The organism is Alkalihalobacillus sp. CinArs1, from assembly GCF_947387515.1.
Classification (GTDB): domain Bacteria; phylum Bacillota; class Bacilli; order Bacillales; family Guptibacillaceae; genus Guptibacillus.
The window spans coordinates 1,229,605-1,242,166 of the sequence record NZ_CANDOB010000001.1; the positions used below are offsets into that span (position 1 = coordinate 1,229,605).

Annotated in this window: 12 protein-coding genes and 1 riboswitch; all 12 genes read right to left on the minus strand. The window is 44.7% G+C overall.

Features of this window, described 5'->3' with window-relative positions; translation table 11 throughout:
- Window positions 1-28: 28 nt before the first annotated feature.
- Window positions 29-571: a GNAT family N-acetyltransferase gene (locus PFZ69_RS06365; protein WP_270180167.1), complete on the minus strand. Its 543-nt coding sequence runs from the start codon at window positions 569-571 to the stop codon at window positions 29-31.
- Window positions 572-604: 33 nt separating this feature from the next.
- Window positions 605-1,102 (minus strand): DUF6843 domain-containing protein, encoded by a 498-nt coding sequence (locus tag PFZ69_RS06370; RefSeq protein ID WP_270180168.1) that lies wholly within the window; start codon window positions 1,100-1,102, stop codon window positions 605-607.
- 435 nt (window positions 1,103-1,537) lie between these two features.
- Window positions 1,538-2,620, minus strand: coding sequence for an iron-containing alcohol dehydrogenase family protein (locus PFZ69_RS06375; protein ID WP_270180169.1), 1,083 nt, complete (start codon window positions 2,618-2,620; stop codon window positions 1,538-1,540).
- Window positions 2,621-2,641: 21 nt separating this feature from the next.
- Window positions 2,642-3,316, minus strand: a complete 675-nt coding sequence (locus PFZ69_RS06380; protein WP_270180170.1) for a methionine ABC transporter permease — start codon at window positions 3,314-3,316, stop codon at window positions 2,642-2,644.
- A complete protein-coding gene (locus PFZ69_RS06385) occupies window positions 3,306-4,340 on the minus strand; it encodes a methionine ABC transporter ATP-binding protein (protein ID WP_270180171.1) in 1,035 nt (344 codons plus the stop codon). Before PFZ69_RS06385 ends, PFZ69_RS06380 begins: the two co-directional genes overlap by 11 nt.
- Before the next feature lie 22 nt (window positions 4,341-4,362).
- Window positions 4,363-5,169 carry a MetQ/NlpA family ABC transporter substrate-binding protein gene (locus PFZ69_RS06390; RefSeq protein ID WP_270180172.1) on the minus strand — a complete coding sequence of 269 codons (807 nt, stop codon included), beginning with the start codon at window positions 5,167-5,169 and terminating at the stop codon, window positions 4,363-4,365.
- A gap of 170 nt (window positions 5,170-5,339) precedes the next feature.
- Window positions 5,340-5,448: riboswitch (SAM riboswitch) on the minus strand.
- Window positions 5,449-5,566: 118 nt separating this feature from the next.
- The gene (locus PFZ69_RS06395; protein ID WP_270180173.1) at window positions 5,567-7,561 is read right to left on the minus strand and encodes a S9 family peptidase; all 1,995 of its coding nucleotides are present in this window, start codon (window positions 7,559-7,561) and stop codon (window positions 5,567-5,569) included.
- A gap of 22 nt (window positions 7,562-7,583) precedes the next feature.
- Window positions 7,584-7,952 carry a DUF3899 domain-containing protein gene (locus PFZ69_RS06400; protein ID WP_270180174.1) on the minus strand — a complete coding sequence of 123 codons (369 nt, stop codon included), beginning with the start codon at window positions 7,950-7,952 and terminating at the stop codon, window positions 7,584-7,586.
- 57 nt (window positions 7,953-8,009) lie between these two features.
- Window positions 8,010-9,608 (minus strand): peptide ABC transporter substrate-binding protein, encoded by a 1,599-nt coding sequence (locus PFZ69_RS06405; RefSeq protein ID WP_270180175.1) that lies wholly within the window; start codon window positions 9,606-9,608, stop codon window positions 8,010-8,012.
- Complete coding sequence (locus PFZ69_RS06410) at window positions 9,589-10,581, minus strand: ABC transporter ATP-binding protein (RefSeq protein ID WP_270180176.1); 993 nt, start codon at window positions 10,579-10,581, stop codon at window positions 9,589-9,591. Before PFZ69_RS06410 ends, PFZ69_RS06405 begins: the two co-directional genes overlap by 20 nt.
- Window positions 10,578-11,603, minus strand: coding sequence for an ABC transporter ATP-binding protein (locus PFZ69_RS06415; RefSeq protein ID WP_270180177.1), 1,026 nt, complete (start codon window positions 11,601-11,603; stop codon window positions 10,578-10,580). Before PFZ69_RS06415 ends, PFZ69_RS06410 begins: the two co-directional genes overlap by 4 nt.
- Window positions 11,604-11,616: 13 nt before the next feature.
- Complete coding sequence (locus PFZ69_RS06420; RefSeq protein WP_270180178.1) at window positions 11,617-12,561, minus strand: ABC transporter permease; 945 nt, start codon at window positions 12,559-12,561, stop codon at window positions 11,617-11,619.
- Window position 12,562: the final 1 nt, after the last annotated feature.

Sequence of the window (12,562 nt, forward strand, 5' to 3'; positions counted from 1 at the left end):
GGGGTTTCGATGTTAAACAAACGTTTGATTAAGGCTGCTCCCATTCGCTTCTGAGTAAGCCCATAATGACGGTATCATAGTACTTTCCATCAACGTACTCATTTTGGCGTAATCGCCCTTCTACCTTGAATCCGCACTTTTCATATGCTCTGATCGCACGAGCGTTTCCACTCCATGTGTCTAGCTGAATGCGCTGCATGTTTAATTGTTGAAATAAATAACGAATCATTACCTTAATCGCATCACTTCCGTACCCTTTCCCCCAATAGGCTTTATCGCCAATCGTAATGCCCATCACGGCGGACCTCGTAATGATGTTCACATCACGGTAATCTGCAATCCCTATTATTCTACCTTCCAAATCGAGAATAGAAAATACACCATTCTCCGCTCGATCCATTTTGACGATCGTTTCATACGTACTTTCTACTTGTTCACGAGATACGTGTGTTAAAAGAGGAGAATTGCCAACAGCGAAGAGACTCACCTCATCATCGTTTCTCCACTGATAGACATCTTCCATATCTTCAAGCGCAACAGCGCGTAGTTGAGTTAAGCTTCCATTCATCATTCCTTCATCCTTTTCTCTAAAAAAAGAGGCACTCTATTCCATCAGTCCCTCTTCGATTAATTTTGCTTCAAGCTTAGGTGTTAAATTTCGATTTGCAGGGGCTTGTGGTCCTCGACCTACAAAGTCTTCACTACAATGTGTTTCCGTGATGTAGAACGCATTATAAAGAAGTCGCCTGTCTTTGATCGTTATACCTCCGTTAGGAAAAAGATACGTACAATTCTCATCGATTTTCGTACGTTTATCTTTACGATCTACATAGTAAAACTCATCTGTAACAGTTCCATATTCCATTTCTTCAGTAGAAGTTAGAAACATGCCATTCTTATCGTAACGAATGACGGTGAACCCTTTTTCCTTTTTTAACTTTGGTGCTCCCTCTACATTATAAACGGTGATCAATTGACCTTCGAAGCCTTCTGGAATCAAATGCAGCGTATCTGTTTTGTCATGGTTAGTAGAAGCTTTAGACGAACATGAAACCGTACTTACAACCACAAGTGTCAAAACAAGTAGCTTGCTCCATCTCATTTCTGCTTCGCCCCCATTATATAAACCAACTCTAATGAATAGTTCGACACCTACAAGAAAGTTCCTTCAGTTCAAGAACGGTGCCTGTCACCCCCCGCTATTTGTCGAAGAAAATATCAGACTATGGACTGATACGAAACCATCCTCGTGACCGGTTTAATCCAACTAATTTCTGCGTACACTGGAAGTAGAAAGAAAGAGGTAACACAGGAGAGAGCTACCGGAGAATCTTTAATAAACAGGCTGTTATATGAATAGGATGAAAGATAAAAGGAGGGTATACTATGATATTTTTAATGAAGAATTTCTTCAAACCACAACCAAAACTCAAGGAAGCATTTAGAAAACATCGCGACCGTCACATCGACCGGCTTTCCGATCACCAATACCATATATAAACCCCTGGATCTTTGCTAAGATCCAGGGGTCTTTTTATCACTTCACTGTTTTCGTCATTTCTTCAAGCTTTAAAATCGCATTGAACAGTTCCTCTGGTGATACCTGCTTCGTAATATGAATCGTCTCTTCCTCTTTTGTTGCATATTTTGATACCGCTTTAGCCTGGACATCACTAGTGATACCAAGTTCAGCGAGTGATAATGGTAACTCTACTAACTCATAGAAAGGGATCAACTCTTTGATCTCATCCCATCGCTCTTCTAAAGCGAGCTGGGCGAGTATCCCATATGCCACTTTTTCCCCATGGAGAAAAGAGTGTGTTTCAGGCTGATGCGTTAATGCGTTATGGATGGCATGCGCTCCAGCAACCCGCCCATACTCATCGCCGAAACCTCCTACCATTCCGCTTGTTAAGAGATTCGTTTCGATCACTTTTATAAACGATTCACTTAGATGGTTGTTTCTCTGATCGACCAATGCTCTCTCTCCATGTTCTAACAGCACATCACGACAGCTTTTCGCAGCAACATACGCAAAATGAATCGGTACTGAATGTGAAGGAAGCGTTTCAATGATGCTTCTCGCTTCATACCATTTTGCGAGTGTATCTCCAATTCCAGCACGTAGGAATCCAGGCGGTGAGTCGAGCAAGATTTCAGGTTCCACTAAAACAAGGTGCGTGCTCCTTGGGTAAACAATATGTTTTTGGAACTCTCCTTCCTCTGAATAAATCACACTGAGAGGCGTACACGCTGCACATGTTGAAGCGAGCGTAGGTATAAGTGCAGTTTCAATCAATAGTTCATTCGCAACTGCTTTTGCAACATCAAGAACCTTACCACCTCCCACACCTATGATAAGATCGGCACCATGAAGTCGAGCGAGCTCAGCTTGCCTTGTTATCTCAGCATTTGAGCACTCTCCTCTGTACCTCGAATATGCTGCTTTGAATCGGGAGAGATCAGGTAGATAAGGAGCAGCTGCTTCCCAAGATTTTTCTCCGTGAATAAGAAAAATGTTTTGGAACCCACCTTGCTCCAATCGATCTGGAAGTTCATCCAAAACACCTTGCTGACACTGATAGTGCCCTGGGGTTGCTCGAACATGAATTGGTTCCATAAGAAAACTCCTTTCGTGAGTCTAGTCCTTCTTAAGCCGTGCTGCCATTACATTACCGAGAGATTGGAGCCCCTGAACGAGTACGATCAGCAAAAACACCGTTACGTACATCACGTCGACTTCGTAACGAAGATGCCCATATCGATAAGCAAGGTCACCTAACCCTCCTGCTCCGACAAGCCCTGCCATCGCGGTGGCTCCGATCAATCCAATCGTCGCAATCGTAAGTCCTAATACGATGGAAGAACGCGATTCTCTTACAAGTACATGCCAGATGATATGACGTGTCTTAATCCCCATTGCCTCATATGCTTCAACGACGCCTCGATCCACCTCAAGAAGAGCGGACTCCATCAACCTTGCTATGTAAGGAGCAGTAAAGACGACGAGCGGCACGATCACGCCTTTCACTCCGATGGTAGTGCCTGCGATAAACTTTGTAAAAGGCAGGATGAAAAACAATAAGATGATGAACGGGATGGACCTGATCACATTGATCACAGCGTTTAACAATCGGAAAAGGATCTTGTTATCTAGCGCCTTCCCAGGTCTGGTTAGCACGAGAAGCACACCGAGTGGTAATCCTAACAGCACTGAAATCAACAGCGAGATTCCCACCATCTGGAACGTTTCGATGATCGCACTCCAAATATCCGCGCCCCATAGATCGATAAATTCCGAAATCTTAGCTGACATGCGCGTTCACCTCCGGTACATACCCTTCTACAAAAATCCCCCGGTCTTCTAAGAACATAACCGCTCTCTTCGTTTCTGAATCTTCTCCTTCAAGATGAACGACTATTCTACCAAAAGGTTGATCCTTAAGTTGCGTGATATTCCCTGCAAGAATAGATGGATAAATATCAAAGTTTTTACTAAGGAGCGCAAGTGCAGGCTTTCCTGACGATTCTCCTACGAAGGAAAGCGTCACGATTTGTCCCTTCGACTCAAGCTTCTTCACGAGGGATTCAGGTACGTCATCTTGAAACAGCGATTGTACGAATCGTTTCGTCGTAGGCGTCTTCGGTCTACTAAATAGATCAACAACGGGTCCTTGTTCAATGATGCGTCCGTTTTCCATCACGGCCACTTCATGACAAATCTTTTGAACCACGTGCATTTCATGTGTAATAAGTAAAATCGTTAGTCCGAACTCCTGGTTGATTTGCTCTAGTAAAGATAAAATCGACTCAGTTGTGTCTGGATCGAGCGCGCTCGTTGCTTCGTCACAAAGAAGAACTTCTGGCTCATGCGCTAGCGCGCGTGCAATCGCTACTCTTTGTTTCTGTCCACCTGAGAGCTGTCCAGGATACACGTCGATCTTATCTTCGAGTCCTACAATCTGTAGATACTTTCTTACACGCGAATCGATTTCCTTTTTTGAAACGCCAGTGAGCTTAAGGGGGATGGCGATATTTTGATAAACCGTCCCCGTTTTTAATAGATTGAACGACTGAAAGATCATTCCGATTCGCTGACGTGTTTTCTTTAACTTGCCAGCTGATAGACCGGTTAACTCTACATCATTAATGAACACTTTCCCTTCTGTTGGTCTCTCTAACAGATTGACCGTTCGAACGAGGGTACTTTTACCAGCGCCACTATAACCGATCACACCATAGATCTTTCCCTTTTCAACGTTAAGGTCAACGCTATCCAGAGCCTTCGTAACAGTAGTTCCGGTTTGAAACGCTTTTGAGATATTTTCTAATCGTATCATTACCTTCTCTCCTTTACCGAAATTACCAGGATGCTATGACTGAGCCGTTGAATTCTTCTTCAATAAACGTCTTAACTTCATCTGACTGATAATAATCCACTAGTTTATTGATTCTCTCGTCGTCTTTATTCTCTGTTTTCGTTGCGATGACGTTCACCCAAGGAGAATCTTCTGGTTCCATTACGAGAGAATCTTCAGTTGGAACCCGACCGCTTTCCATCGCATAGTTCGTGTTGATCGCAGCGATGGCAAGCTCACCTAGCTGTCTTGGAATCTGCGATGCTTCAAGAGGAACAAACTCAAGATTCAACGGGTTCTTCTCAATATCCTTAATCGTTGCTTCAACACCTACACCGTCTTTTAATTCAATAATTCCTGCTTCCTCAAACAACATAAGAGCTCGGGGTTCTCCAGTAGAGTGATTCGGTAATCCTACTTTGTCACCTTTCTTCAAATTATCAAGGTTCTCATATTGATCGGAATAGATGCCCATCGGAAAATTAATCGTCGTCGCAACCTTAGATAATTCCATTCCGCGCTCTTCTACAAAATCATTTAAATACGGTTCGTGCTGAAAAACATTCGCATCAAGCTCTCCTTCATCAAGCGCTTTGTTAGGCATAACGTAATCGTTGAACGCCACGACATCAATCTCAAAACCATCCTTCTCAGCAACTTCTTTTACTTTCTTCATCACATCTTCATGCGGTCCTGCTGTTACCCCTACCTTTAATGGCCCTTCGTTTGAACCACCTGACTCTGCACTGCCAGAACACCCAGCTGCGACGATTAATAATAATGCACCTACTAGTAGCGATAGTTTCTTCATTCTCCTAACTCCCTTTCTCTCCTATAGTCATTTAAAGCGTCTTTGTGCTAAATTTCGTAAGCGTACGATATCACCAGAGCGTCGGTTCCCTCCTTTGTTTCAAACCCCATAAATGAAAAAACTCTCTCTGATGAACAGAGAGAGTTGGGTGTTTTGCACTATGTAACTCTCTCTCATCTTTCAAACGATCGCTCGTTTGCTGGAATTAGCACCTTTCTCACGAACTGAGATGGTTGCCGGGCGTCAATGGGCCAGTCCCTCCGCCACTCTTGATAAGAGTTTGAATTATTCATATTGTTTAACTATTCTCAACAGTATAGTACCTCACTCACCGAACGTCAAGGGCTTTTTCGACGTGGTACCGATGCGGTGCCTGTCACCCCTCACATTATGTCGATTAATTTTTCTCGCTTTCGAGGTGTTCATCAAACCAGCCGATCAGATGGTTCAATCGCTCTACCCTTAACTCAGGATGTCCGTTTCTTGAAAGGTTGTGATCTGATTCTGGGAATCTCACAAACTTCGTCTTCTTCTCACGGTGCTTCAACGCAACGAACAACTGCTCACCTTGCTCGATCGGGCATCGGTAGTCTAGTTCGCTGTGTAGAATAAGAAGCGGTGTATCGATTTGATCAACATATTTCAATGGTGAATGGTCCCATAACTTTGTTGGATCTTCATCAAGGTCAGCTCCCACTTCCCACTTAGTGAAGAAATAACCTATGTCGCTTACTCCGTAGAAGCTTAACCAGTTGGAGATCGAGCGCTGCGTTACAGCTGCTTTGAACACATTCGTTTTGCCAACGATCCAGTTCGTCATGAACCCGCCATAGCTGCCGCCTGTAACAAACAATTGCTCAGAATCTATGAAGCTCGTTTGCGCGACAGCTGCTTCTATCCCTGCCATGACATCGTCATAGTCGCCGCCACCATAGTCGCCACGGCATCCATTCACAAACTCCTGACCATATCCGTGACTACCACGAGGATTCGTATAGACTACTGCATATCCTCTTGATGCAAGAAGCTGAAATTCGTGCATGAATGAATTCCCATACATCATGTGGGGACCGCCGTGAATTTCTAAAACTGTTGGATACTGCTTCCCTTCCTCGAAGGAAGTCGGTTTCATAATCCAACCCTGTATGTTCAGTCCATCTCTGCTTTCATAGGTGTACGGTTGTGGAGTGGAAAGCGAATCCGCACTCAACACCTCTTCATTACAGGAAGTGATTCTTTCTATCGAGCTTTCTCCTTCTAAGGATAGCGTATAGATATCACCAACATTCACCGGATCACTGATCGCTACCGCAGCTTCACCACCCGCTACGTGAAGTGCGTAGTGGTGCCTGTCACCCCCCGCTATTTGTCGAAGGGTGCCATCTAGATGAATGGAATAGATTCCTGTGTTCCCATGTTCACTGGCAAGGAAATAGAGTGCCTTTCCATCTTCGTTCCACACCGCTCCAGACGGCTCAATTCCCCAATGGAGATCTGAAATGAGAACATCTGAACACTCGAGGTCGATTGTTTCTGTAAGGCACGTAAATTTCTTCGATTCAATCTCAACCGTCCAAACTCTATTCAGCGTCGCACTCTCATACTCAAAGTTATGTCCAATGTAAGATAGTGATGAACCATCTGGAGACCACCGCGGAGCTATGAAACTACTTCCTTCAGAATTAAGCCGCTCAGCTTCACATTCTTCTCCAAGATTGTGAATAAATAGATCCGATTGGACATATGAACCTTTCTCTTCCCGTCTACTTCTTACGTATGCGATCTGTTTACCATCAGGAGACCAGCTAGCGTCCGAGTGATTCAGTTCAGCATCCGTCACCCAGTTTTCATCCCCAGTCTTTCGATCGATTACGACGACCTGTGTATGTTTCCCCTTGAGAAAACCTTTTCCATCTGCTTTGTAATGCAATTCTTCGACGACGAGTGCTTTCTTTCTTTTTTCTTCCTTCTCATCTCCACCTTTAGGAGTGCTCTCACTCAACACGAGAAGTTCAGTCCCGTCAGGTTTCCACACCGGGCGACTTGCTCCATTTTTTAGAGAGGTTACCTGTTCGGCTTCACCTCCGAAAGCAGATATGATCCATATTTGATTTTCTCCCGAACGGTTTGAAACAAACGCGATTTCCTTTCCATCAGGAGACCATCTTGGAGAAGAATCAAGATGGCGAGACCCGGGCGATGTCCAGGCCACTTCTTCACCACTCTCACGATCGATCATGACGAGATAAGAAGCATACTCTCGATCCTCAGTAATTTTTTTCTTCACATAGATCACTTTTTTACCGTCAGGAGAAAGCTGAGGGTCTCCTACAAATACCAGGTCATATAGTGACGTTGCCTGGAGATTTTCTTTCTCTATCTTTGTTTTCATCTAAACACCTCTCCTCATCGTTTCAAATAAATAGAAATACACCTGCTACTGACAGTCCTGTAAGTCCGGTGCCTGCTCCGTAACATATAAGAATTCCACTTACGAGCACTCGTTCCTTCCAATCTGTAAAACTCGGGTCCCTCTTCACCTGCTCATCGACACGTTCCATGGAGCGTGACCGGGGCACGATCATTCGGTGGATCTTAGAAAAACCTTCGAACAATAAGGTTAGGAAGCCACTTTTTAACACCACTAAAATCGTTCCAACCGTTAGCGCAATAATCCCCCAATAAAATGAACGATTAACAAATTGAATAGCGTCGCCTTGAATAAACCAAAACATGAACGCCACAATAAAAGATCCTAGCAAAGCTAGTCCATACCTTCGCATCTCGCTCATCCTTTCAAGGTAAAGGAAGATCTGCTGAGCAGATCTTCCTCTATTACATTATTTCTTTTCAGCATAGCGTAGGTCAGGGTACCTGTTGACCGGATAGACGATTCCGTCATAGTCTTGTGAAGTTAAGTAGTTTTGAGAATAATGATAGACAGGCATAAACGGCATATCTTTCATCAAAACATCCTCTGCTTTATGCAAGAGTTCCATTCGCTTTTCCTCATCCTGCACCATCTTAGACTCCGCGATGAGCGAATCGTATTCTTCGTTCACCCAGTTTGTACGGTTGTTAGGGCTATCGCCTAGGTAGTATTCTAGAATAGGTGTCGGATCAACATAGACTCCGATCCACCCCATTCGTGCCATCTGGAAGTTACCTTGCTTCGTAGTATCAAGGTACGTCTTCCATTCCTGGTTGTTAAGTGTTACTTCAATACCGAGGTTCTGCTTCAGCATTTCCTGAACACCTTCTGCGATTTTCTTATGGTTATCAGAAGTGTTGTACATCAGTTCGACTGCCGGAAGTTCGCTCCAGCCCTCTTCTTGCTTTGCTTCTTCGATCAATTTCTTCGCTTTATCATAATCTTCTTCGAAATAGTCCCCACCTTGTTCTCTGAAATCACCGTTTGGCGTATCAACACCTTCAGGCACAAAACCGTATGCTGGTGTTTCACCCGCTTGTGAGATATCTTCCGTAATGGATTTGCGGTCGATCGCCATCGCGAAGGCTTTTCTTACTTTTTCATTTGTAAAAGGCTCCTTGTCGACATTGAACATATACATGTATGTGCCGAAATATGGCGTGATCTTGAAGTCTTCGCTTTCTTTTTCAGAAGAAATCACGTCGATCGGCAGCGTATGGATCATGTCCAGTTCACCCGATTTATACATTTGATAATACGTTGTTGCATCGTTAACCATTTTCCACGTAATCTTCTCCATATTGATGCTTTCTTTATCCCAATAGGAATCGCTCTTCTCAATCGAAAGCTCGTTGTCATGCTTCCAGCTCGTCATGTGATATGCACCGTTACTGACGATCGAGTCTGCCTCAGCGGACCAATTTTCGTTTCCTTCAACAACCGATTGGTTCACAGGATAAAACGTCCAGAAAGAAAGCAGTCTCTCGATAAATCCAGTAGGAGCGTTGAGTTCTACTTCTAACGTCTTGTCATCTACTGCCGTAATACCTACATCCTCAACAGAACCTTCTCCTTTGTTATAAGCTTCAGCGCCTTTGATGTAGTACATGTAAAATGCGAACGAGCTACCTGTTTCAGGGTTCAACACACGCTTCCATGCAAATTCAAAATCACCTGCAGTGATCGGATCTCCATTCGACCATTCAGCATCTCTTAGTGTAAACGTGTACGTGCGATCATCATCAGACACGTCTGTTTTTTCAGCGAGTGCAGGCTCGATCTCACCGCTCTTATTTTTACGATACAAGCCTTCGAATAAATGATCGAGTACCCACCCTGATGTCGTATCTGTTGCAAGAGCAGGATCCATGGAAGGCGGCTCGCTCATCGCATTCACTGTTATTTCTTGCTTGCCTTCACCATCTCCAGAGGCGTCTTCCCCACCGCAAGCTGCAAGAAATGGAACGACGGTTAACACCATGATTAGACTATAGATCAGTTTTTTCATTCGTTTCTCCTCCTTCATTCGTGTAAAGATGACATGCTACCCAATGGTTTTCTTTCGCCTCTCTCCACTCTGGCACGATCTCACGACATACATCCATCGCATGCGGGCACCTCGTTCTAAAACGGCAGCCAGACGGAGGTGAGATTGGACTTGGTAAATCACCTTCAAGCATGATCCGTTCTCGTTCACTCGCTTCTTTTGGATTCGGAACAGGTATGGCAGAAAGTAGGGCTTGCGTATAAGGATGAAGCGGCTCGTCGAATAATGAATCACTATCTGTAAGCTCCATCAAGTTGCCAAGATACATCACTCCGATCCGATCACTGATATGCTTCACCATCCCTAGATCGTGAGCGATGAATAAATAAGTCAGCCCTTCTTCTTCTTTTAAATCTTCCATCAAGTTTACAATTTGCGCCTGGATCGACACATCGAGTGCAGAAATCGGCTCATCTGCAACGATGAAGTCAGGCTCTACCGCTAATGCTCTCGCGATCCCGATACGCTGCCTTTGTCCCCCACTAAATTCATGAGGATAGCGCTTTGCATGCTCAGCGCTCAATCCAACTTTTTCTAAAAGTTGAAAAACACGTTCTTTTCGTTTCTTTCCTTTCAAGAGATCATGAGCATCGATCCCTTCTGCAATAATGTCCATCACCCGCATCCGTGGATTAAGAGAAGCTTCCGGATCCTGAAAGATCATTTGCATCGTACGGTTAAGATCCCGGGCTTCTTTTCCTTTAACATGATTCGTATCGCGTCCGTTGTAGACGATACGACCATCAGTCGCCTGGTGAAGCCCCACGATCGTCCGACCGAGCGTCGATTTTCCACTGCCGCTTTCACCTACTAATCCGAACGTTTCGCCTTTTTTAATGAAAAAAGAAATATCATCCACAGCTTTTAACGATTGATTTTTTCCTACGTTAAAATACTTTTTCACCTGCTGAACTTCGACTAGTGCATCACTCATACATCGTTCCCTCCTGCAGCAACAAAGTCATTGGCGTTCGGTGCCCTCGTGTCGTTCAACCAGCACCGTGCCTGGTGTGTTTCTGAGGTTTTGATCGGGTCTGGCATCTGATCGATACAGATTTCCATCGCATAGTCACACCTTGCAGCGAAAGGACACCCTGCTGGAGGAGCAAAAAGATCTGGCGGTGAACCTTCGATCGGAACGAGCCGCTCTTTTTCATGCTTGCCTTTCTCGTAGCGCGGTACCGACTTCAACAATCCCCATGTGTAAGGGTGTTTCGGAGTTTCGAAAATTTCTTCCACATCCCCACTCTCAACGATCACCCCCGCGTACATCACAGCAACACGCTGGGCAACTTCAGCAACCACCCCTAGATCATGGGTGATGATCATGATCGACGTACCGAGACGTACTTGGATATCTTTTAATAAATCTAGAATCTGGGCTTGAATCGTTACATCCAGCGCTGTTGTCGGCTCATCAGCAATTAAGAGCTTTGGCTCACAGGAGAGCGCCATCGCGATCAACACCCGCTGTCTCATTCCTCCACTCAATTCGTGTGGGTACTGACGGTAGCGCTTCTCCGGATTTGGGATGCCTACTAAATCGAGAAGCTCGATCGTTCGGTCATGGATTTTAGAACGTGAATAATTGGTATGTTTTTTGATCGTTTCTGCAATCTGAGAACCGATTCTCATCGTAGGATTAAGTGACGTCATCGGATCCTGTGAAATCAAACCGATCTCAGAGCCTTTCAACTTCTGCATCTGTTTTTTGGATAACCCTAATAGTTCTTTTCCATTAAACGTTACGCTACCGCTTTTAATTCTGCTGACCTTCTTTGGAAGGAGACCCATGATCGACTGAGCCGTTACACTTTTTCCACAGCCGCTTTCTCCAACAATGGCGAGCACTTCGCCCTGTTGGATATGAAAGTCAACGCCTCGTACAGCTTTGACTTCTCCACCATACGTTTTAAACGATACACGTAAATCATTTACATCGAGTAATCGACTCATCTATTTCGCCTCCTTATTCCTTTGACTGAGGATCGAGCGCGTCTTGTAGTCCATCACCGAACACATTGAACGCAAACATCGTTAATGAAATCATGAAGCCGGGGAAGAACAGTCTCCACCATTGACCTGTAAGGATGACGCCAAGGGCGTCGTTCGCCATCGTTCCCCAACTCGCGATCGGAGCCTGTACACCAAGTCCGATAAAGCTAAGGAAAGACTCTGCGAAAATCGCTTGAGGAATTGTAAAAGTTAAATTTACAATGATAATTCCGATCATGTTTGGAAACAGGTGCCTCATGATAATCTTCCTATGAGGGGTTCCAAGTTTTTCAGCGGCAGCAACGTACTCCTGCTCTTTCAGCTGTAGAATCTGCCCCCTCACGATCCGTGCCATTCCTACCCATCCAGTAATCGAAAGGGCGATGATGATCGTCCAAAGACCAGGTTTCATCACAACGAGTAATAAGATTACGACGAGAAGGTATGGAATGCCGTATAAAATCTCAACGATTCTCATCAAAAAGCCATCGACCTTGTCGCCAAATTTCCCTCTTCCAGCCATGTAGCCAGAAATTCCACCGACGATTAATCCAAGGATCAAATCGATTACAGCTGCCGCAAGTCCAATGGTTAAGGAGATTCTTGCTCCATACCATGTTCGTGCCCACATATCACGACCTAGCGAATCCGTCCCAAACCAGTGCTCTGGTCCTGGAGGCAAGTTTTTTCCTGATAAGTTCTGATCAGAATAGTTGAACGGGACAAGATGAGGACCGATAATCGCAAGGATCGTAATGATCACAAGAAGTCCTAGCCCAAGAATCGCAAGCTTATTTCGAAGGATTTTCACCGTCGTTTCTTTCCACTGACTCATGCTTGGCCGAACAATCTTCTCCTGCTGAAACCTACTTCGATCTACAGGGCGAAATAGCACGTCATCTTTTTTTGGCTCAGCCATG